Raw genomic sequence first — 22,245 nt, forward strand, 5'->3', positions numbered from 1 at the left:
CTGTGGCGGCCGCTCCACAGGGAGGCAGGGAAGGTTGAGATGAACGCATATATCCGCTGGTTCCAACGCTTCATCTGGCTGGGCATCGCCATGAACATGGTGTTCGCCCTGCCGGCGCTGTTTGCCCCGGCGCTGCTGACCGCGGTGGTCGGCCTGCCGCCGGTATTGTCCGATCCCTGGCTGGAGAACACCGGCATGCTGCTGGTGGGCATCAGCCTGTTCTACATGCCTTCGGGCTTCAATGCGCCGCGCTACGTGGTGCATTCCTGGCTCTGTGTGCTGTCGCGGCTGATTGCCGTGGCGTTCTGGATCTACCTGATCGACACCAGCAACCCGTCCCAGGTGTTCGTGCCCATGCTCATGGGCGACCTCGGCATGTTCCTGGTGCTCGGTATCCTGCTGTACCTGGGCAACCTCCCGGCCAACCGGCCCTGGGCCTTGCTCTGTGCCGGGCTGCGGGCCCTGCGTGAACACTGGGCCGCCTGCTGGGCGCGCCACCGCTTTCGCGTCGGGGTCCTGGTGTCGCTGCTGGTCCTGGGATTCGTCGGCTACCAGACCTGGGTCAACATGCTGCGCGAGGTGCCGCAGCCGGTGGAAGCCTCCGACGAGGACCACTTCAAATACGCCGCCATCGGCCTGGGCATCGAGGCGCGGATTCCTTACTACCTGTTCGCCGTGCTGCCACAGATGTGCCCGGAAAAACTGCCCCGGCCCGGCGGCTACGAGGTCTTCGGCTTCCTCTACGAGAACGGCCGGGACCTGCCGGTGGGCATGGCCAAGCGGCAGCTCGGCTACCCGACGGTGGAGCCCAACTGCGCCCTGTGCCACACCGGCGCCTACCGCGCCAGTGCCGGCGATGTGTCCCAGGTGGTGCCCACGGCGCCGGCCAACCTGATGCAGCTCCAGGCGTTCCAGTGGTTCGCCTACGATTGCGCCAGCGACCCGACATTCACCGTGGACGCGGTGATGAACGCGGTCAACGCCAAGTTCCAGCTGGGCTTCATCGAGCGCCTGTACAACCGCTACCTGATCATGCCCATGGCCAGGAGCGCGCTGCTCAAGCAGAAGCAGGCCTACGCCTGGCAGAAGCTGCGGCCGCCGCAGGGCCCGGGGCGCACCGACACCTTCAATCCGACCAAGATGGTGGTGTTCGGCTTCCCCGACGACTCCACCATCGGCACCGTGGACCTGCCGCAGATCTGGAACCAGAAGTCCCGGGAGTCGATGTACCTGCACTGGGACGGCAACAACAACCAGATCCGCGAGCGCAACTACGCGGCGGCGATGGCCGTGGGCGCGACCCCGCAATCGGTGCTGCCGCAGAGCTTCAACCGGGTCACCCACTGGTTGCTGGGGCACAAGCCGCCGGCCTGGCCGTTCGCCCTCGATCAGGCCAAGGCGGCCCAGGGCAAGCCGCTGTGGGAAGCCAACTGCGCCGGTTGCCATGATTTCGGCAAGGCCGACACCGGCCAGGTCACCACCCAGATCCAGGTACTGGGCACCGACCCACATCGCCTGGATTCCTTCACCACCGGGCTGGTCCAGGCCTTCCACGGCTTCAAGAAACCGCCGTTCGACTTTGGCGCCTATCGCAAGACCCAGAGCTACAGCAACACCCCCACCGACGGCATCTGGCTGCGCGCGCCGTACCTGCACAACGGCTCGGTGCCCAGCCTCTGGGACCTGTTGCAGGCGCCGGAACTGCGGCCCCAGGTGTTCTACACCGGCTCGGATGTGTATGACCCGCAGAAGGTCGGCTTCATCACCAGCGGCCCGACGCTGCAGGGCCCGGGCTACTTCAAGTACGACACGCATCTGGAGGGCAACAGCAACAGTGGCCACCTGTACGGCACGCAGCTCTCCGAGCAGCAGACGTGGCAGTTGATCGAGTACATGAAAACCCTGTGACGCGAGCGCAACGGGCTCGCGCGGAGCAACCACCAAGAGGGATACCGGCATGGCTTTTGTCACCGATCTGGAACATGAACTCGGCCTGGTGCAACACCGGGTCGACGGCCTGGTGGACAGGCTCAAGTTGTCCTGGGACACGCTGACTCAACAGCTTGAGCCCGAAAAGCTGCAGGCCATCGTCGGCTTGCTGCAACGTGCCCATGACCAGGCGCAGTACACCATTGCCCACGGCGACTTGCCGCCGGGCCAGGTCCCGGTGCCCTGGGAACTGGCCCATGGCTTGTCGTTCCTGCACCTGGGGGCCGCCAAACCCTTGCCGCAGACGGTGGACGAGCTACCGACCCGGGTCCTCAAGGACGGCAGCCTGCTGGGCTGTCGCAAGTGGGAGCTGCTCGACCCGCTGTGGAGCGAAGCCCTGATCAGCTGGATCGAGAATCTGCATAAGCATGCGACCTTCGGCGCCACCCCGGCGCTGGTCACTATCGATGATGAGGTGCTGCTGGACCTGGCGGGCGATTGGGGGACCGGGTATTTCCAGGCCAACTCGGCGGCGCAGCGGGTCGCAGACCTGATCCGCCAGGAAAAGCCCGATTTCACGGTGCACCTGGGGGACGTGTACTACTCCGGGAACAGCACCGAGGAAGGCAACGATCTGACGGACTGGCCCCTGGGCCAGCAAGGCACGTTCAGCCTCAACTCCAACCATGAGATGTACAGCGGTGCCCATGCCTATTTCAGTGAGGTCGGTTCGCTGTTTCCAGGCCAGAGAGGCACCAGCTATTTCGCCCTGGTCAACAGTCACTGGCTGATCGTCGGCCTGGACAGCGCCTACTACTCGGACCCGATGGGCCTGTACATGGACGGCAACCTGGGGCCGGAACAGCAGCAGTGGCTCAAGACGCTGGTCAGTACCCAGGGGCAGGGCAAGAAGATCATGCTGCTCAGCCATCACCAGGGGCTGGACATCACCGGGCAGAATCCGACCCCGTTGTATCAGCAGGTGTACGCGGCCCTGGGGAATCGGGCGCCGGATTACTGGTACTGGGGGCACCTGCACAATGGCATCTGCTATGCACCCAAGGCCGACATGAACGGCATGAACGGCCGTTGCATCGGCCACGGCGCGATTCCCTATGGCGATGCCAGCGAACTGGACGGCGCGCCGGGCGTGCTGTGGTCGGAAACCCAACTGGCCGGCGATCCGAACTACCCGCTGCGGGTACGCAATGGCTACGTGAGGGTGAGGTTGCAGGGGGACACGATCACTGAGGCGTTTGTTGGCGAGAATGGCGTCATCAGCTGGCCACTTGCTTGATGCGATCTGCAGCGACGGCAATGCCCGGGGGCCGACGTACCCCGCCCCCGGGCTCTTGTCTTGCTGCTTATCGCTTATCGCTCGCGGCTGATGTTATCCGTGTACCGGCACGCCCTTGAGATAAGGCGCCGGTTCCGCGCCGAGGTTGCTCAGCATGCGCTCGCTGTACCAGTCGACGAAGTTGACCACGCCGAACTCGTAGGTCTTGGAGTACGGGCCCGGTTGGTAGGCGGTGGAGTTGATGCCGCGCTGGTTTTCTTCCGCCAGGCGCCGGTCCTGGTCGTTGGTGGCGTCCCACACCTGGCGCATGCGCTCGACGTCGTAATCGACACCTTCCACGGCATCCTTGTGCACCAGCCACTTGGTGGTGACGATGGTTTCCTGGGCGCTGATCGGCCACACGGTGAACACGATGATGTGGTCGCCCATGCAGTGGTTCCACGAATGCGGCAGATGCAGGATGCGCATCGAGCCCAGGTCCGGGTTCTTGATCCGCCCCATCAGCTTGGCGCAACCCTGCTTGCCGTCCATGGTCATGGACACGGTGCCCTTGAGCAGCGGCATGCGCACGATGCGGTTGCGCAGGCCGAAGCTGGCGTGGGCGTAAGGGATCTTCTCGGCTTCCCAGGCGGCGGCGGAAGCGGCCACGTGGTCCTTGAACGCCTGGTCGGCCCGCGGGTCGGTGACGTCGTCCCATTCCAGCAGGGTTTTCAGCAATTCGGGGTGCGAGCCGCCGCAGTGGTAGCACTCGCGGTTGTTCTCCAGCACCAGCTTCCAGTTGGCCTTTTCATGCAAGGTGGTCTGCACCGCCACCTTGGTGTTCTCCATGTCGTAGGGCTCCATGTAATGGGCCAGGGTCGCCAGGAAGTCGTCGATGGCCGGCGGGTTCTCGGCCAGGGAAATGAAGATGTAGCCGCCGGCGGTCTTCACGTTCACCGGTTTCAGGCCGTACTGCTTCATGTCGAAGTCGGCGCCCATCTCGGTGCCGGCGAACAGCAGGCGGCCGTCCAGTTCGTAGGTCCACTGGTGGTAGTGGCAGACCAGCTTGGCGACCTTGCCCTTGTCGCTGGTGCACAGCCGCGAACCGCGGTGGCGGCAGACGTTGTGGAAGGCGTGGACCACGCCGTCGGTACCGCGGATGACGATGATCGGGTTCTTGCCGATCTGCAGGGTGATGTAGTTGCCCTTGGTGGGGATCTCGCAGGTCATGCCGGCGATCAGCCATTCCTTCTGGAAGATCTCCTGCATGTCGATATCGAACAGCCTTTCATCGCAGTAGAAGGGCTGCGGCAGGGAGAAGGTCCGCTCGCGCTCCTGCAGCATCTGTGCAGTGGCCTTGCGTGCAGGTTCCAGTGGATCGCCCAAGCTCAGGGTTGCGGTGACGTCCATCGTTCAAGTCCTCATGGCCGTTCTGTGCGGCCGGCGAATTAAATAGTGGCTACGGTGGGTGCTACGCAAGTCACGAAAAAAACGGCTGTTGTCGTTGAGGCGAGTGTGGGTCCGCAGGCGCCAGGAACCTTATCCATGGGCGACATGGCCCAATCTGTTCCCGACGCGCCAACCCCGGCAGATGGGGGCTGGTCGCGATAAGCATGTGAATGTCGCAGATAGGTAAATGGGCGCGAGAAGCCTTACGCAGAATCGCTGACAAGACGCCGACAGTCGGCCGTGGAGAACAGCATGTCCAACACCTTCCTCAACCCGGTAACCACCCAGACCTGGGCCAATGGCCGTCACATCGTCCGTTGCGTCAAAGTCATCCAGGAAACCTGGGATGTGCGGACCTTCTGCTTCATGGCCGACCAGCCGATCATGTTCTTCTTCAAGCCCGGGCAGTTCGTCACCCTGGAGCTGGAGATCGAAGGCCAGCCGGTGATGCGCTCCTACACCATTTCCAGCTCGCCGTCGGTGCCCTACAGTTTTTCGGTGACCATCAAGCGCGTGCCGGGCGGCAAGGTCTCCAACTGGCTGCACGACACCCTGCATGAAGGCCAGGAACTGGCGGTGCACGGGCCGGTGGGGCTGTTCAACGCCATCGACTTCCCCAGCCCGAAGATCCTCTACCTCAGCGGCGGCGTCGGCATCACCCCGGTGATGTCCATGGCGCGCTGGTTCTACGACACCAACGCCAACGTCGACATGGTGTTCATCCACAGCGCCCGTTCACCCAAGGACATCATTTACCACCGCGAGCTGGAACACATGGCCTCGCGGATCGACAACTTCAGCCTGCACCTGATCTGCGAGAAACACGGCCTGGGCGAGCCCTGGGCCGGCTATCGCGGCTACCTGAACCACAAGATGCTGGAGCTGATGGCCCCGGACTTCCTCGAACGGGAAGTGTTCTGCTGCGGGCCGACGCCCTACATGAATGCGGTCAAGCGCCTGCTGGAAGCCGCCGGTTTCGACATGGCGCGCTACCACGAGGAATCCTTCGGCGCGACCCCGGCCGAAGCCCGCGCCGACGCCGTGGAACACGCCGAACAGGCGGCCGAGGCGCCGGAGCCGGACCTGGCCGATCTGCATCAGGTGGAATTCACCGCCTCTGGCAAGAGCATCCGCGTGGCGCCGGGGGAAACCGTGCATGCCGCCGCGGCCAAGCTCGGCCTGATGATTCCCAAGGCCTGCGGCATGGGCATCTGCGGCACCTGCAAGGTGCTCAAGCTGGGCGGTGAAGTGGAAATGGAGCACAACGGCGGGATCACCGAGGAAGACGAAGCCGAAGGCTACATCCTGTCCTGCTGCAGCGTGCCCAAGGGCGACGTGCGGGTGGAGTTCTGACCCCACTCTTGTGGTGAGTGAGCCGGCCGCTCACTCCCACAAGTAGGCCTGGCGCTCAATACAACGCCGGGCGCCGATCCAGGTGCACATGGTTGTGTTCACTGATGGACTTGTGCCAGGCCTGGGCCAGGTCGAGTTCCGCCAGCAGCAACTGCTCGGCACTGTGCCGATCCTTGCCCGCCAGCGGATAACCGTCGGCATCGACAAGGGTCGAGCCCCCCACCCAGTTCACCCCGCGTTCCTCGCCACAGCGATCGCAGGCGGCAATGAACATCCGATTGACCGCCGCATTGGCCTGCACCCGGACCATCTCCGCCGGCCGTTCGCCGAGCGGCCGCGGGCCGTCCGGCCAGTTCACCGGCGCGCACAACAGCGCCGCGCCGGCGAGGGCCGGCAGGCGCACCCATTCCGGGAACTCCAGGTCGTAGCAGATCATCACGGCAATCGGCCCGAAGCGCGTGGCCACCACCGGCGGCGGCTCGTCGCCCGGGGTGAAGATCAGGTTTTCCTGATCCCACAGGTGCGCCTTGCGGTACACCGTCAGGGTGCCTTCGGGCTCCACCAGGGCCGCGCTGTTGGCCACCCGCTCATTGTCCAGGCGCTCGCAGAAGCCGCCGACGATCACCACTTGCAGCTCCTCGGCCAGGGTTTTCCACAGGCTCAGGGTCGGCCCGTCGAGGCTTTCCGAGAGCGCCAGGGCCTCGTGCCGGTCGGTGAACACATAGCCGCTCTGCACCAGTTCCGGCAGCACCACCACCTGGGCGCCGCGTGCGGCGGCCTGGCGAATCGCCTCGGCGCCGAGGGCGCGGTTGTACTCCAGGTCGCCGATGTGCGGGGCCAGTTGCTGGCAGGCCACTTTGACAGAACCCTGAGGAATCATTGCGCGCCTCCTTCCAGCTGCTGTTCGCTGGCCTGAATGGCCAGGCGTTCCGCTTCCAGGTCGAGGTTGCGGGTCAGCGCCCAGTAGACCAGCCCGGCCACCGCCAGGCCAATCACGAAGGCAATGTCGGCGCCGCCCAGGGCCTGGGACAGCGGGCCCTGGTAGAAGCTCAGGGACATGAACGGCACCATCGCCAGCAGGCCAAGGAAGTACGCCAGCAGCCCGGCGCTGGACCAGCGGCCGTAGATCCCGGCAGGGTTGAAGATGTCGCTGATGGCATAGCGGCCTTTGCGCACCAGGTAGAAGTCCGCGAGGTTGACCGCGGTCCAGGGCACCAGGAAATACAGCATCAGTAGGACGAAGGTGTTGAAGCTGCCCAGGTAGCTTTCGGGAATGTTCATGGCGATCAGGAAGATCACCACCGCCACCAGCAGGATGCCGCAGACCCGGCTCTTGAGGTTGGGCTTGATCGACTTGAAGCCGTCGATCGCACTGATGCCGGTGAGCATCGCGCCGTAGCAGTTGACCGCCATGATGCCGACCAGCGCCGGCACCGCGATCAGCACGGTGAAGGTGCCGAAGCCGGGAATCAGGCGGTTGCCCACTTCGCGCACGCTGGCGATGGCATCCGGCGAGGGCAGGGCGGACGCCAGGAAGGCCCCCAGGGACATCAGCCACAGGGCCGAACCGGCGGCGCCCAGGTAGGTCCAGAAGATCACCTTGCGCGACGGCGTCTGGTGCGGCAGGTAGCGCGAATAGTCGGAGACGTACACCGAATAGCTGATCTGGTAACCGGCCGCGGCCGACAGCTGGATCAGGAACGCCGACCAGGAAAAATGCGCGTCGGCCACGGCGGCGTCGGCCTGCAAGGTCAGCAGGGCGCTGAGGGTGAGCACCGCGAACACGCTGATCATCACGTAGGTCAGCCAGCGCTGCACGGTGTGCAGCAGGTCATGGCCAACCACCGCGATCAGCACCGCCACGGCGATCATCAGGGTGTACCAGGGCGCCCGGGCCCCGGGGATCACCGTGTTGATGGCGTCGGTGGCGAGGATCACGTTGAACACGTTGAAGCCGATGTAGACGAACACCACCGCGGTGAACGGCACGATGGCCCCGCGCAGGCCGAACTGGGCGCGGGACTGGATCATCTGCGGCAGGCCCATGCGCGGGCCCTGGTTGGCGTGGAAAGCCATGCAGAAAGTGCCCAGGCACACGCCGATGACGATCGCCAGGATCGCGTATTGCAGGCTCAGGCCCAGGGCCGCGCCGGTGAAGCCGGTGACCATGGTGGTGAGCACGAAATTGCCGGTGAACCAGAAGGGCCCCTGGTGCCAGACCTTGCCGTGGCGCTCGTTGCGCGGCACGTAATCGATGGAGCGGGTTTCGATCGCAAGACCCGGGGGATGGGCTTTCTCGGTGACGCAAGAAGAGGTCGTCATGGGCTGCAGCCTTGTTTTTATAGGTCGACCCCGGAGTCTCGGATAAAGGCGGCGGATGTTGAATCAGCAGGGGCAAATAATCAGTTCAGGAATTTGTGAACTGATGCTCGGTTGCCGTTGTGGCGAGGGAGCAAGCTCCCTCGCCACGGCAAGCTTTCTGGTCGGGAGGCTGGGTCAGGCGCTCATCACGGTGCGGATGTCCGCCGCCAGTTCGCGCACGCGCTCTTCTTCGGTGTCCCAGGAGCACATGAAGCGCGCGCCGCCCTTGCCGATGAAGGTGTAGAAGCGCCAGCCCCTGGCGGTCAGGGCAGCAATCGCCGGTTCAGAGAGTTGCAGGAACACGCCGTTGGCCTGCACCGGGAACATCAGTTCCACGCCCGGGATGTCGGCCACCAGTTGGGCCAGCAGCTGCGCGCAGTGGTTGGCGTGGCGGGCGTGCTTGAGCCAGGCGTCGTTTTCCAGCAGGCCGACCCAGGGCGCCGAGAGAAAGCGCATTTTCGAGGCCAGCTGGCCGGCCTGCTTGCAGCGGTAGTCGAAGTCTTCCGCCAGCTTGTGGTTGAAGAACAGGATCGCTTCCCCCACGGCCATGCCGTTTTTCGTGCCGCCAAAGCACAGCACGTCGACGCCGGCCTTCCAGGTCAGTTCCGCCGGGGTGCAGCCCAGGAAGGCACAGGCGTTGGAGAAGCGCGCGCCGTCCATGTGCAGGTTCAGCCCCAGTTCCTTGCAGGTGGCGCTGATGGCGCGGACTTCTTCCGGGGTGTAGACGCTGCCCACTTCGGTGGCTTGGGTCAGGGTGACCACCCGGGGCTTGGGGTAGTGGATGTCCTGGCGCTTGAGGGCGATCTCGCGGATCGATTCCGGGGTCAGCTTGCCGTTATGGGTGCCGGCGATCAGCAGCTTGGAACCGTTGGAGAAGAACTCCGGAGCGCCGCATTCGTCGGTTTCGACGTGGGCGGTTTCCGAGCAGATCACGCTGTGGTAACTCTGGCACAGCGACGACAGGGCCAGGGAGTTGGCGGCGGTGCCGTTGAAGGCGAAGAACACTTCGCAGTCGGTTTCGAACAGTGTGCGGAAATGATCCGAGGCGCGAGCGGTCCACTGGTCGTCGCCGTAAGCGCGCTCGTGGCCGTGGTTGGCCTGCTCCATGGCGGCCCAGGCTTCGGGGCAGATGCCGGAGTAGTTGTCGCTGGCGAATTGTTGGCTCTTGTCGGTCATGGCCGGCTCCGTGGTCGATGATGGTGCGCACTTTACCCAAGAATAATGGCTCAGCACACGCTCTGTTTATGCGGGAATAATGCAGGGCCCATAAGGATTTATGCGTGATGCGATGCTGAAAACCGACAACGCCCAGCGCGATGGGGCGCTGGATGCGTTGAAGTGGCTGGCGCTGCTGAGCATGGTTGCCGATCACCTGCGGTATGTGGGCTGGAGCCTGGACTGGCTGTATGTGCCCGGGCGCCTGGCATTTCCCTGGTTCTGCCTGGCGATGGCGGTGAACCTGGCGCGGGCCAGGGTTGAAACCGAGCGCCGGCCCGGAGCATGGCGCTACCTGGGCTGGCTGCTGCTGTTCAGCCTGTTGAGCGAGATTCCCTACCGCCTGTTCATCCCCGACCCCGATACCTTGAATGTGCTGCCCACCCTGGCCCTGGGCCTGCTGGTGGCGCGCACCTGGCAACGGCGCAGCGGCCTGGACCTGGGGCTTGGCCTGCTGGCCTTGCTGCTGGCCGTGGTTTTCAGTGAGCGGCTGATGTTCGGCGCCTTCGGCGTGTTGCTGCCGCTGGCCCTGCTGCTGGTGCTGCGCCGGCCCTGGTACTTCAGCCTGCTGCCCGGGGCGCTGTGCCTGGCGGCCAACCAATGGGAAACCTTGTTCCCGGCGGCGCGCCTGGGCAATCCGGTGGCGACCTGCGGTATTGCCGCTTGTCTGCTGGCGCCGTGGCTGGGGGTGATGCTGCTGCGAGTGTTGCGCGGTTGTACGGTGCCGGCGATGCGGCGTTGGGCCTACCTGCTGTACCCGGCGCACTTTCTCCTGCTACTGGCCCTGCGCCAACTCCTGTAGCCGCTGCCGCAGGCTGCGATCGGCTTGGGCGGCATTGCGACGTAGCAGACGCAGCGATCTTGAGGGCGCCGCAGCTCGGCGGGAAATCGCCAGGCAAGGTCCTGCGGACCTTTGCGCAGCTTCGCGGGCTCAGCAGCGGCTACAGGCGCGGGCGCCTTTCGCCTGCGGCCCGGACCTGCGCCACGCCGCAAGGCGCCGATCCAGAGCCTTCAGCCGGTTGCGGCCCCGGGCATTTATCCCGGCGCGCCAAGGCATGTCGTAAACGCACCTTTGCGTGGCGTCCATAGGCATTTGAGTTCCCCTTCCCGGTCATACCATCGCATCCAAAGGGCGCAGCTTTAAGGCTGGCCTCACCGAGACGAAAGGCGCAGCGCCGCCGCTGGGAGAGACGTGATGTTCAGCAAGCAAGACCAGATCCAGGGTTACGACGATGCACTGCTGGCGGCGATCAATGCCGAGGAACAACGCCAGGAAGATCACATCGAGCTGATCGCGTCGGAGAACTACACCAGCAAGCGGGTGATGCAGGCGCAAGGCAGCGGGCTGACCAACAAGTACGCCGAAGGCTATCCGGGCAAGCGCTACTACGGTGGCTGCGAGCATGTGGACAAGGTCGAGGCCCTGGCCATCGAGCGCGCCAAGCAGCTGTTCGGCGCCGATTACGCCAACGTCCAGCCACACTCCGGTTCTTCCGCCAACAGCGCGGTGTACCTGGCCCTGCTGCAGGCCGGCGACACCATCCTCGGCATGAGCCTGGCCCATGGCGGCCACCTGACCCACGGCGCCAAGGTGTCGTCCTCGGGCAAGCTGTACAACGCCGTGCAGTACGGCATCGATACCCGCACCGGGCTGATCGACTACGACGAAGTCGAGCGTCTGGCCGTGGAACACAAGCCGAAGATGATCGTCGCCGGCTTCTCGGCCTACTCCAAGACCCTGGATTTCCCGCGCTTCCGGCAGATCGCCGACAAGGTCGGGGCGCTGCTGTTCGTCGACATGGCCCACGTGGCCGGGCTGGTGGCCGCCGGTCTGTACCCCAACCCGCTGCCCTATGCCGACGTGGTCACCACCACCACCCACAAGACCCTGCGCGGCCCCCGTGGCGGCCTGATCCTGGCCAAGGCCAACGAAGAGATCGAGAAGAAACTCAACGCCGCAGTATTCCCCGGCGCCCAAGGCGGCCCGTTGATGCACGTGATCGCCGCCAAGGCCGTGTGCTTCAAGGAAGCGCTGGAGCCCGGCTTCAAGGCCTATCAGCAACAGGTGATCGACAACGCCCAGGCCATGGCCGGCGTATTTATCAAACGCGGCTACGATGTAGTGTCCGGCGGCACCGACAACCATCTGTTCCTGGTCAGCCTGATTCGCCAGGGCCTGACCGGCAAGGATGCCGACGCCGCCCTGGGCCGTGCCCACATCACCGTGAACAAGAACGCCGTGCCCAATGACCCGCAGTCGCCGTTTGTCACCTCCGGCCTGCGCATCGGCACCCCGGCGGTCACCACCCGCGGATTCAAGGTCGCTCAGTGCACGGAGCTGGCCGGCTGGATCTGCGACATTCTCGACCACCTCGGCGATGCCGACGTCGAGGCCAATGTCGCTCGCCAGGTGGCGACCCTGTGCGCTGATTTCCCGGTTTACCGCTGAGAGCCGCAACTGGAGCAATGACTATGCAACGCTATTCGGGCTTCGGCCTCTTCAAGCACTCTCTCAGCCACCATGAAAACTGGCAGCGTATGTGGCGCACGCCGACCCCGAAGAAGGTCTATGACGTGGTCATCGTCGGCGGTGGCGGGCATGGCCTGGCCACCGCCTACTACCTGGCCAAGGAACACGGCATCACCAATGTCGCGGTGGTGGAAAAAGGCTGGCTGGGCGGTGGCAACACCGCGCGCAACACCACCATCGTGCGTTCCAACTACCTGTGGGACGAGTCGGCGCAGCTCTACGAACACGCGATGAAGCTTTGGGAAGGTCTGTCCCAGGACCTCAACTACAACGTGATGTTCTCCCAGCGCGGGGTCTACAACCTGTGCCACACCTTGCAGGACATCCGTGATTCCGAGCGTCGGGTCAGTGCCAACCGCCTCAACGGCATCGATGGCGAACTGCTCAACACCCAGCAGGTGGCGGACGAAATCCCCTACCTTGATTGCTCGAAGAACACTCGCTATCCAGTGCTGGGCGCCACCGTCCAGCGCCGTGGCGGCGTGGCCCGTCACGACGCCGTGGCCTGGGGCTTTGCCCGCGCCGCCGACGCCCTGGGCGTGGACTTGATCCAGCAGACTGAAGTCATCGGCTTCCGCAAGGAAAACGGCGTGTGCATCGGCGTCGAGACCAACAAGGGCTTTATCGGCGCCAAGCGCGTCGGGGTGGTCACCGCCGGCAACTCCGGGCACATGGCCAAGCTCGCGGGCTTTCGCCTGCCGATCGAATCCCACCCGCTGCAAGCGCTGGTGTCGGAGCCGATCAAACCGATCATCGACAGCGTAATCATGTCCAATGCCGTGCACGGCTACATCAGCCAGTCGGACAAGGGCGACCTGGTGATCGGCGCCGGTATCGACGGCTGGGTCGGCTACGGCCAGCGCGGCTCCTACCCGGTGATCGAGCACACCATCCAGGCCATCGTCGAGATGTTCCCGATCCTTTCCCGAGTGCGCATGAACCGCCAGTGGGGCGGCATCGTTGACACCAGCCCGGACGCCTGCCCGATCATTTCCAAGACCCCGGTGCCGAACATGTTCTTCAACTGCGGTTGGGGCACCGGCGGCTTCAAGGCCACCCCGGGCTCGGGCAACGTGTTTGCCGCGAGCCTCGCCAAGGGCGAGATGCATCCCTTGGCCGCCCCTTTCTCCATCGACCGTTTCCACAACGGTGCGTTGATTGATGAACACGGCGCTGCTGCGGTCGCCCACTAAAAGGACAAACACCTATGTTGCATATCTTCTGTCCTCACTGCGGCGAACTGCGCTCCGAAGAGGAATTCCATTCGTCCGGCCAGGCCCACATTCCCCGGCCCCTGGACCCGAACGCCTGCACCGACGAGGAGTGGGGCGACTATATGTTCTTCCGCGACAACCCCCGCGGCCTGCACCACGAGTTGTGGATCCACGCCGCCGGTTGCCGCCAGTACTTCAACGCCACCCGCGACACCGTCACTTACGAAATTCTTGAAACCTACAAGATAGGCACCAAGCCGCAATTCACCGCCAAGGCTGCTGGAGAGAAGGTATGAGCCAGACCAATCGCCTGTCCAACGGCGGGCGCATCGACCGCAACAAAGTCCTCACCTTCACCTTCAACGGCCAGAGCTACAAAGGCTTTGAAGGCGACACCCTGGCCTCGGCCCTGCTGGCCAACGGCGTGGACATCATCGGTCGCAGCTTCAAGTACTCCCGGCCCCGGGGCATCTTCGCCGCCGGCTGTGAAGAGCCCAACGCGGTGCTGCAGATCGGCGCCACCGAAGCCACCCAGATCCCCAACGTGCGCGCCACCCAACAGGCGCTGTACCAGGGCCTGGTGGCCACCAGCACCAACGGCTGGCCCAGCGTCAACAACGACATGATGGGGATTCTCGGCAAGGTCGGCGGCAAGCTGATGCCGCCGGGTTTCTACTACAAGACTTTCATGTACCCGCAATCGTTCTGGATGACCTACGAGAAGTACATCCGCAAGGCGGCGGGCCTCGGCCGTTCGCCCACCGAGAACGACCCGGACACCTACGACAACATGAACCAGCACTGCGATGTGCTGATCGTCGGCGCCGGCCCGGCCGGCCTCGCCGCCGCCCTGGCGGCTGCCCGCAGCGGCGCCCGGGTGATTCTCGCCGATGAGCAGGAAGAGTTCGGCGGCACCCTGCTGGACAGCCGCGAAAGCCTCGACGGCAAGCCGGCGGTGGAGTGGGTGGCCAGTGTGGTCGCCGAGCTCAAGTCGCTGCCGGACGTGTTGCTGCTGCCACGGGCCACGGTCAACGGCTACCACGACCACAACTTCCTGACCATTCACGAGCGCCTCACCGATCACCTCGGTGACCGTGCGCCGATCGGCCAGGTGCGCCAGCGTATCCACCGGGTCCGCGCCAAGCGCGTGGTGCTGGCCACCGGCGCCCATGAGCGGCCGCTGGTCTACGGCAACAACGACGTGCCGGGCAACATGCTGGCCGGCGCGGTGTCCACCTACGTGCGCCGTTACGGTGTGGCCCCGGGCAAGAAACTGGTGCTGTCCACCAACAACGACCACGCCTACCGCGTGGCCCTGGACTGGCTCGACGCCAGCCTGCAAGTGGTGGCCATCGCCGATGCGCGGCACAACCCGCGCGGCGCCCTGGTGGAAGAAGCCCGGGCCAAGGGCATCCGCATCCTCACCTCCAGCGCGGTGATCGAGGCCCGTGGCAGCAAGCACGTGACCGGCGCGCGGGTGGCGGCCATCGACGTCAAGGCGCACAAGGTCACCAGCCCCGGCGAGTGGCTCGACTGCGACCTGATCGCCAGCTCCGGCGGCTACAGCCCGGTGGTGCACCTGGCCTCTCACCTGGGCGGCAAGCCGGTGTGGCGTGAAGACATCCTCGGTTTCGTGCCCGGTGAAGCACCGCAGAAACGCGTGTGCGTCGGCGGCATCAACGGCGTCTACAGCCTCGGCGATACCCTGGCCGACGGTTTCGAGGGCGGTGTGCGCGCGGCCAGCGAAGCTGGGTTCCAGAGTGTGGAGGGCGTGTTGCCCAAAGCCCTGACCCGCCTTGAAGAACCGACCCTGGCGCTGTTCCAGGTGCCCCATGAAAAAGGCACCGCCCGCGCGCCGAAGCAATTCGTCGACCTGCAGAACGACGTCACCGCTGCCGCCATCGAACTGGCGACCCGCGAGGGCTTCGAGTCGGTGGAGCACGTCAAGCGCTACACCGCCCTGGGCTTCGGCACCGACCAGGGCAAGCTGGGCAACGTCAACGGCCTGGCCATTGCCGCCCGCTCGCTGAACGTCAGCATCCCGCAGATGGGCACCACCATGTTCCGCCCGAACTACACGCCGATCACCTTCGGCGCCGTGGCCGGCCGGCACTGTGGGCACATCTTCGAGCCGGTGCGTTTCACCGCGCTGCATGCCTGGCATGTGAAGAATGGCGCCGAGTTCGAAGACGTCGGTCAGTGGAAGCGCCCTTGGTACTTCCCGAAAAACGGCGAAGACCTGCATGCCGCGGTCAAGCGTGAATGCCAGGCGGTGCGCGACAGCGTCGGCCTGCTGGACGCCTCGACCCTGGGCAAGATCGACATCCAGGGCCCGGACGCCCGGGAGTTCCTCAACCGCATCTACACCAACGCCTGGACCAAGCTCGACGTGGGCAAGGCCCGCTACGGCCTGATGTGCAAGGAAGACGGCATGGTCTTCGACGACGGCGTGACCGCCTGTCTGGCCGACAACCACTTCCTGATGACCACCACCACCGGCGGCGCGGCGCGCGTGCTGCAGTGGCTGGAGATCTACCAGCAAACCGAATGGCCGGACCTCAAGGTGTACTTCACCTCGGTCACCGACCACTGGGCCACCATGACCCTCTCGGGCCCCAACAGCCGCAAGCTGCTGAGCGAAGTCACCGACATCGACCTGGACAAGGACGGCTTCCCGTTCATGACCTGGAAGGAAGGCCTGGTGGGCGGCGTGCCGGCGCGGGTGTTCCGTATTTCGTTCACCGGCGAGCTGTCCTACGAGGTCAACGTCCAGGCCGACTACGCCATGGGCGTGCTGGAGCAGATCGTCGAGGCCGGCAAGAAATACAACCTGACCCCCTACGGCACCGAAACCATGCACGTGCTGCGGGCCGAGAAGGGCTTCATCATCGTCGGCCAGGACACCGACGGCTCGATGACCCCGGACGACCTGAACATGGGCTGGTGCGTGGGCCGGACCAAGCCGTTCTCGTGGATCGGCTGGCGCGGGATGAACCGTGAAGACTGCGTGCGCGAGCAGCGCAAGCAACTGGTGGGCCTCAAGCCGATCGACCCGACCCAGTGGCTGCCGGAAGGCGCGCAACTGGTGTTCAACCCCAAGCAGGCGATTCCGATGAGCATGGTCGGTCACGTGACCTCCAGCTACGCCCACAACTCCCTGGGGTATTCCTTTGCCCTGGGCGTGGTCAAGGGCGGTCTCAAGCGCCTGGGCGAGCGAGTCTTCGCGCCCCTGGCCGATGGCCGGGTGATCGAGGCGGAAATCGTTTCCTCGGTGTTCTTCGACCCCAAGGGCGATCGCCAGAACATATGACATGAACCCGGGTAGGCCCCCTGTAGCCGCTGCCGCAGGCTGCGACAAGGTCCGCAGGACCTTCCCGGGAGGCAAAACCTTGCGCCCGGTTCCCACTCGATCGCAGCCTCTGGCGGCGGCAACCGGAACCGGACCACAGAATAAAGGACAGGTGCTCCATGACCGCAGTCAACGTTTACCAACAGCGCCCCACCACCGGGGCCAAGGCCGAGTCGTCCCTGCACCACGCCGACCTGCCGAGCCTGGTGGGCAAGGGCCGCAAGAACGCCGGGGTCACCCTGCGCGAGAAGAAACTGCTTGGCCACCTGACGATCCGTGGCGACGGCCACGACCCGGCCTTCGCCGCCGGAGTGCACAAGGCCCTGGGCATCGAATTGCCGGGTGCCCTGAGCGTGGTGGTCAAGGGCGAGACCAGCCTGCAATGGCTGGGCCCGGATGAGTGGCTGCTGATTGTGCCTAGCGGCGAAGAGTTCGCCGCCGAGCAGAACCTGCGCGCGGCCCTGGGCGACCTGCATATCCAGATCGTCAACGTCAGCGGCGGCCAGCAGATCCTCGAACTGTCCGGGCCCAACGTGCGCCAGGTGCTGATGAAGTCCACCAGCTACGACGTGCACCCCAACAACTTCCCGGTGGGCAAGGCGGTGGGGACGGTGTTCGCCAAGTCGCAACTGGTGATCCGCCGCACCGGCGAAGACACCTGGGAATTGCTGGTGCGCCGCAGCTTCTCCGATTACTGGTGGATGTGGCTGCAAGATGCCGCCGCCGAATACGGCCTGAGCGTGCAGGCCTGATCGCCGGGCCTTGGTTTTACAGGTGATCAACCGCGCTGCGGTTGCCCTTATGAACAGGAGTTACCCCGCATGAGCCGCGCCCCCGATACATGGATTCTCACCGCCGACTGCCCCAGCGTGCTCGGCACGGTGGACGCGGTGACCCGCTTTCTGTTCGAGCAGGGTTGCTACGTCACCGAGCACCACTCCTTCGATGACCGGCTCTCGGGCCGCTTCTTCATCCGCGTGGAATTTCGCCAGCCCGACGGCCTCGACGAACAGGGGTTCCGCCAGGGGCTGGCCGAGCGCGCCAAAGCCTTCGCGATGAACTTCGAACTGACCGCGCCGCACTACCGGCCGAAGGTGGTGATCATGGTCTCCAAGGCCGATCACTGCCTCAACGATCTGCTCTATCGCCAGCGCATCGGCCAGTTGCCCATGGACGTGGTGGCGGTGGTGTCCAACCACCCGGACCTCAAGCCCCTGGCCGACTGGCACCAGATTCCCTACCACCACTTCCCCCTCGACCCCAACGACAAGCCGTCCCAGGAGCGTCAGGTGTGGCAGGTGATCGAGGAGTCCGGCGCCGAACTGGTGATCCTTGCCCGCTACATGCAAGTGCTGTCGCCGGAGCTGTGCCGCAAGCTCGACGGCAAGGCGATCAATATCCACCACTCGCTGCTGCCGGGCTTCAAGGGTGCCAAGCCTTATCACCAGGCCTACAACAAGGGCGTGAAACTGGTGGGCGCCACCGCGCACTACATCAACAACGACCTGGACGAAGGCCCGATCATCGCCCAGGGCGTGGAGGTGGTGGACCACAGCTACTACCCCGAGGACCTGATTGCCAAGGGGCGAGACATTGAAGGCCTGACCCTGGCCCGGGCGGTGGGCTACCACATCGAACGCAGAGTCTTCCTTAACGGCAACCGAACGGTCGTTCTTTAGCGACAAGCTGCAAGCTCCAAGCCGCTAGAAAAAGCGGCGTGCACACTTCTTGCGGCTTGTAGCTTGCCGCTTGAAGCTTGTTTCACTCTCGTCACAACAACAAATAAAGAGGTGACTGACATGTCTGGTAATCGTGGTGTCGTGTATCTGGGCAGCGGCAAGGTCGAGGTACAGAAAATCGACTATCCAAAAATGCAGGACCCGCGCGGCAGGAAGATCGAGCACGGCGTCATCCTGCGCGTGGTCTCCACCAATATCTGCGGTTCGGACCAACACATGGTTCGCGGCCGTACCACCGCCCAGGTCGGCCTGGTCCTGGGCCACGAAATCACCGGCGAAGTCATCGAGAAGGGCAGTGACGTCGAGAACCTGAAGATCGGTGACCTGGTGTCGGTGCCGTTCAACGTGGCGTGCGGACGCTGCCGTTCCTGCAAGGAACAACACACCGGGGTCTGCCTGACCGTCAACCCGGCCCGCGCCGGCGGTGCCTACGGCTACGTCGACATGGGCGACTGGACCGGTGGCCAGGCCGAATACGTGCTGGTGCCTTACGCCGACTTCAACCTGCTGAAACTGCCGGACCGCGACAAGGCCATGGAGAAGATCCGCGACCTGACCTGCCTCTCCGACATCCTGCCCACCGGTTATCACGGTGCGGTGACCGCCGGTGTCGGCCCGGGCAGCAGCGTCTACATTGCCGGTGCCGGCCCCGTGGGCCTGGCGGCGGCCGCCTCGGCTCGCCTGCTGGGGGCGGCGGTGGTGATCGTCGGCGACGTCAACCCGGTGCGCCTGGCCCACGCCAAGGCCCAGGGTTTTGAAATTGCCGACCTGTCCAAAGACACCCCGCTGCACGAACAGATCGCCGCCCTGCTGGGCGAGCCGGAAGTCGACTGCGCGGTGGACGCCGTGGGCTTCGAAGCCCGTGGCCACGGCCATGCCGGTGCCCAGCACGAAGCCCCGGCCACCGTGCTCAACTCGTTGATGGGCGTGGTGCGGGTGGCGGGCAAGATTGGTATTCCCGGCCTGTACGTCACCGAAGACCCGGGCGCCGTGGACGCCGCGGCGAAGATCGGCAGCCTGAGCATCCGCTTCGGCCTGGGCTGGGCCAAATCCCACAGCTTCCACACCGGCCAGACCCCGGTGATGAAATACAACCGCCAGCTGATGCAGGCCATCATGTGGGACCGCATCAACATCGCCGAAGTGGTGGGCGTGCAGGTCATCAGCCTCGACGACGCCCCGCGCGGCTATGGCGAATTCGATGCCGGCGTACCGAAGAAATTCGTCATCGACCCGCACAAGCTGTTCAGCGCTGCCTGAGGACCGTCAGCCTTTGGGTTGATGCCTGTCAGCCAACTGAAAACGCCGCCTTCTCTTGCCGGGAAGGCGGCGTTTTTTCTGTGGCGAGGGAGCTTGCTCCCGCCCGGCCGGCGCCCCGGCGCGTAGCGGTCGTAAACCTGCTGGCGCGGCTTGTCAGGCTCACCGCGTAGATGCTACTGGGGGGCGCTGCGCACCCCAGCGGGAGCAAGCTCCCTCGCCACAACAGGCCTTGCCACTACAACAAGTTCCTGTTCGTTCGGCCGCTCAAGTGAACAGCATTCCGCCCATTGGCGGGCTTTTCGTTGCCTGCGAACCCGACTCGATCAATAGCCCCTGCCCGGGTAGTCGAACCAGTGTTCTCCACTCAGGATCTCGTTCATGTGGGCGTCGTCAAGAATCCCTGGTGCATCCCGCAGGAAACGCGAGCGCCACTGGGGCAGCCACCAGTAATTGAGCGCCGTGCCTCTTGGCAGCAGCACCAGGCTCAGGACGGGGCGCTCTATGGCCCCGCGCTGGTACAGCTGGTGGCTGCGGTCCATGAAGTCCAGGTAGTAGTCGAGGGGCAGGGACAGCATCAGGGCCGTGGTGTGCACCTTTTCGGTCTGGGTGCGCTGTGGGTCCTGCAGCAGGTTCAGGGCTTCGCAGTAGTAGCGCTCGGGTTGGCGGGCGAACGCCTGGGCCTCGGGATCTTCAAGAATGCCCAAGGCGCTGCCGTCGTCGCGCCAGTCGGCTCCCTGGCTATCACTGAAGTGCTGGCGGATGAAGCCGGTCAGCGGGCCGGGGGCCGCGTCGGTGCATGCGCGGCTATCGACCGGGGTACCGATTCGCCAGAGGAGGATGGCGATTGCCAGGGCCAGCAGCAGGCCGCTGTAGAGCGCAGCTTTCATAAGAGTCCGTTCGGTGGGTGGCGCCAGGCGACGCGGGGTTTCCATGGCAGGCAGGGGGCTGCCTGCAAGGACGCGGGTGGGGGCCTGGACGCGGAGTTTACCTTGAGGGCGTTGGCGGCCAAGCCCGCTCCTGCGGCAGCCGTTGCCTGTTACAGCGCGCTCAGTTGCCCCTGGTACAGCACCGGCCCGGTCGGTTGCCCGGTGGGCGAGCCGCCATGGGGCTCAAGGCTCACCGCCAGGGCGATCGGCGTATCGAGCAGGGCGCGCTGGGCCTGGCTCAGGTTGATCTTGCCCTTGCCCCCCACCGGCACCACGCCCAGGGAAATCGGCGGGCCGTCGGCGGGGATCGCCCAGAGTTCCAGGCTGCGGTCCAGGCCGATGGCGGCCAGGGTCAGGGGTTCGACTTGCAGGTACTGGGCGTGGGCCTTGATCCGCAGCGCCGGTTGTTGTTCGGCGCTGAGCAGGGTGGCGCTGTAGCGCACCTGATCGCGCTGCTGGATAAAGCCGATGTACAGGGTCGCCAGCACGGCGCAGGCGGCAAGCGCCAGACGCAGGCGCATCCACCGCGGGTTCTTCTTCGGCAGGTGCAGGACCTGGGGCAGGATACGCGCCTGAATGCCTTGCCAGACCTGTTCCGGTACTGCCTGCTCGGGGATGGCTTCGGTCAGGCTGGCGAGGCTTTCTTGCCACTGCGCCAGTTCTTCGCGCAGGGCCGCGTCGTCCAGCAGGAGCATTTCAAAACGCCGGCGCGCGGCGCCCTGCATCAGGCCGATGGCGTAGTCGGCGGCCAGCGCGCGGCGGCGTTCAGGGGTTTGATAATTCATGATTCAAGGCACCTGCGCAGGCGTTCCATGCCGCGGCGGATCCAGGATTTGACCGAGCCCAGGGGCGCCGCCAGGTGCTCGGCCAGTTCCGAGCAGGACAGGCCCTGGAAGTAGGCCACGGTAATCGACTGGCGCTGCATGCCGTCGAGGCTTTCCAGGCAGCGGTTCAGGGCCTGGGCGGCGCGGGCGCTGTCCAGCAGTTCATGGGCCGACGGGCTTTCATCCTCCAGCTGTTGTTCTTCGCGTTCGCCCAGCGGCCGTTCGCGGTGTTTGCGCAACTGGTCGATGGCCTGGTTGCGGGTGATGTTGATCATCCAGGTCAGGGGCGCGGACAGGTGCGGCTGGTAGCGCACGGCGTTGTTCCAGATACGCACGAAGCTCTCCTGCAGCACTTCCTCGGCCAGATCGCGGCGGCCCATGAAGCGCAGGGCGACGCCCATCAGCCGCGGTGCAACGTTGCGGTACAGGGTTTCGAAGGCGCGGCGATCACCCAGTGAACACTGGGCCAGCAGATGCCGGAGCTGATCAGGGTCGAGAGCGGAAATGGCGGTTCTCCAGGCAAGCGGCAAGTGGATGGACCACTGCTGGCGACGGTCAATGCAGCCAGAGGGTAGTCCAGGGTGGGCAGTTGTTCCATTCACGGGGTGCGGCCTCATGCTACGGCGGGCGCCGGTCTTGGCTCCGCCGATCGTCGATGCGGGATATACGCAGAGCGGGAGGCCATGGATGCGCGGATTGTCGACTAAAATCCAGGAGGCGCGAGCGCGGCTCCACGCGTTTCGGAACATTCGCCGTGCAGATCAGTCAAAAGGCTGTTTTCCAGCCACCCGACCAGGGATGGTTTCCTGCCCTTTGAGGT

Annotated in this window: 18 protein-coding genes; 11 read left to right on the forward strand and 7 right to left on the reverse strand. The window is 64.9% G+C overall.

The genetic code is table 11. The features are described 5' to 3' along the window. The first annotated feature begins 39 nt into the window (after nt 1-39). Both LXM55_RS27450 and LXM55_RS27455 read left to right on the forward strand, forming a co-directional pair. Nucleotides 40-1,908, forward strand: a complete 1,869-nt coding sequence (locus tag LXM55_RS27450) for a c-type cytochrome (protein ID WP_233323269.1) — start codon at nt 40-42, stop codon at nt 1,906-1,908. Nucleotides 1,909-1,957: 49 nt separating this feature from the next. Further along, a complete protein-coding gene (locus LXM55_RS27455) occupies nt 1,958-3,226 on the forward strand; it encodes a metallophosphoesterase family protein (protein WP_233323270.1) in 1,269 nt (422 codons plus the stop codon). A 93-nt stretch (nt 3,227-3,319) separates the two neighbouring features. Here LXM55_RS27455 and gbcA read toward each other — a convergent pair whose 3' ends face one another. After that, nucleotides 3,320-4,615: a glycine-betaine demethylase subunit GbcA gene (gbcA, locus tag LXM55_RS27460; protein WP_233323271.1), complete on the reverse strand. Its 1,296-nt coding sequence runs from the start codon at nt 4,613-4,615 to the stop codon at nt 3,320-3,322. Nucleotides 4,616-4,906: 291 nt separating this feature from the next. Between gbcA and gbcB the strand changes: the two genes are divergently transcribed. Continuing rightward, the gene (gbcB, locus tag LXM55_RS27465) at nt 4,907-6,007 is read left to right on the forward strand and encodes a glycine-betaine demethylase subunit GbcB (RefSeq protein WP_233323272.1); all 1,101 of its coding nucleotides are present in this window, start codon (nt 4,907-4,909) and stop codon (nt 6,005-6,007) included. A gap of 55 nt (nt 6,008-6,062) precedes the next feature. On the opposite strand, the gene LXM55_RS27470 is transcribed toward gbcB, so the two are convergent. The 3 genes from LXM55_RS27470 to LXM55_RS27480 all read right to left on the reverse strand — a co-directional run bounded on the left by LXM55_RS27470 (nt 6,063) and on the right by LXM55_RS27480 (nt 9,544). Beyond that, a complete protein-coding gene (locus LXM55_RS27470; protein ID WP_233323273.1) occupies nt 6,063-6,887 on the reverse strand; it encodes a nitrilase-related carbon-nitrogen hydrolase in 825 nt (274 codons plus the stop codon). Further along, nucleotides 6,884-8,329, reverse strand: coding sequence for a purine-cytosine permease family protein (locus LXM55_RS27475; RefSeq protein WP_233323274.1), 1,446 nt, complete (start codon nt 8,327-8,329; stop codon nt 6,884-6,886). The genes LXM55_RS27470 and LXM55_RS27475 overlap by 4 nt, the downstream gene beginning before the upstream one ends. Before the next feature lie 174 nt (nt 8,330-8,503). Continuing rightward, a complete protein-coding gene (locus tag LXM55_RS27480; protein WP_233323275.1) occupies nt 8,504-9,544 on the reverse strand; it encodes a threonine aldolase family protein in 1,041 nt (346 codons plus the stop codon). Nucleotides 9,545-9,644: 100 nt separating this feature from the next. Here LXM55_RS27480 and LXM55_RS27485 point away from each other — a divergent pair, with 100 nt between their 5' ends. The 8 genes from LXM55_RS27485 (at nt 9,645) to fdhA (ending at nt 19,675) form a co-directional block, all read left to right on the forward strand. Further along, nucleotides 9,645-10,385: a TraX family protein gene (locus LXM55_RS27485; protein ID WP_233323276.1), complete on the forward strand. Its 741-nt coding sequence runs from the start codon at nt 9,645-9,647 to the stop codon at nt 10,383-10,385. A gap of 393 nt (nt 10,386-10,778) precedes the next feature. Further along, nucleotides 10,779-12,032: a serine hydroxymethyltransferase gene (locus LXM55_RS27490; protein ID WP_233323277.1), complete on the forward strand. Its 1,254-nt coding sequence runs from the start codon at nt 10,779-10,781 to the stop codon at nt 12,030-12,032. A gap of 23 nt (nt 12,033-12,055) precedes the next feature. Beyond that, nucleotides 12,056-13,306 (forward strand): sarcosine oxidase subunit beta family protein, encoded by a 1,251-nt coding sequence (locus LXM55_RS27495; RefSeq protein ID WP_025131188.1) that lies wholly within the window; start codon nt 12,056-12,058, stop codon nt 13,304-13,306. A gap of 14 nt (nt 13,307-13,320) precedes the next feature. After that, a complete protein-coding gene (locus LXM55_RS27500; RefSeq protein ID WP_011063902.1) occupies nt 13,321-13,623 on the forward strand; it encodes a sarcosine oxidase subunit delta in 303 nt (100 codons plus the stop codon). Then, the gene (locus LXM55_RS27505; protein ID WP_233323278.1) at nt 13,620-16,637 is read left to right on the forward strand and encodes a sarcosine oxidase subunit alpha; all 3,018 of its coding nucleotides are present in this window, start codon (nt 13,620-13,622) and stop codon (nt 16,635-16,637) included. The genes LXM55_RS27500 and LXM55_RS27505 overlap by 4 nt, the downstream gene beginning before the upstream one ends. Nucleotides 16,638-16,795: 158 nt before the next feature. Continuing rightward, complete coding sequence (locus LXM55_RS27510) at nt 16,796-17,428, forward strand: sarcosine oxidase subunit gamma (protein ID WP_011063900.1); 633 nt, start codon at nt 16,796-16,798, stop codon at nt 17,426-17,428. 69 nt (nt 17,429-17,497) lie between these two features. After that, the gene (purU, locus tag LXM55_RS27515; RefSeq protein ID WP_161758537.1) at nt 17,498-18,355 is read left to right on the forward strand and encodes a formyltetrahydrofolate deformylase; all 858 of its coding nucleotides are present in this window, start codon (nt 17,498-17,500) and stop codon (nt 18,353-18,355) included. A gap of 120 nt (nt 18,356-18,475) precedes the next feature. Further along, on the forward strand, nt 18,476-19,675 hold the full coding sequence (fdhA, locus tag LXM55_RS27520) for a formaldehyde dehydrogenase, glutathione-independent (protein WP_233323279.1): 1,200 nt from the start codon (nt 18,476-18,478) through the stop codon (nt 19,673-19,675). 323 nt (nt 19,676-19,998) lie between these two features. Here fdhA and LXM55_RS27525 read toward each other — a convergent pair whose 3' ends face one another. The 3 genes from LXM55_RS27525 to LXM55_RS27535 form a co-directional block, all read right to left on the reverse strand. Next, entirely contained in the window at nt 19,999-20,562 is a 564-nt protein-coding gene (locus LXM55_RS27525; RefSeq protein WP_233323280.1) for a hypothetical protein, read from the reverse strand. Between the two features lie 149 nt (nt 20,563-20,711). Continuing rightward, nucleotides 20,712-21,386, reverse strand: a complete 675-nt coding sequence (locus tag LXM55_RS27530) for an anti-sigma factor (protein WP_233323281.1) — start codon at nt 21,384-21,386, stop codon at nt 20,712-20,714. Beyond that, nucleotides 21,383-22,027, reverse strand: a complete 645-nt coding sequence (locus LXM55_RS27535; protein ID WP_442799793.1) for a sigma-70 family RNA polymerase sigma factor — start codon at nt 22,025-22,027, stop codon at nt 21,383-21,385. Before LXM55_RS27535 ends, LXM55_RS27530 begins: the two co-directional genes overlap by 4 nt. Nucleotides 22,028-22,245 lie beyond the last annotated feature (218 nt).

This window comes from Pseudomonas sp. Au-Pse12, assembly GCF_021341665.1.
Lineage (GTDB): Bacteria > Pseudomonadota > Gammaproteobacteria > Pseudomonadales > Pseudomonadaceae > Aquipseudomonas.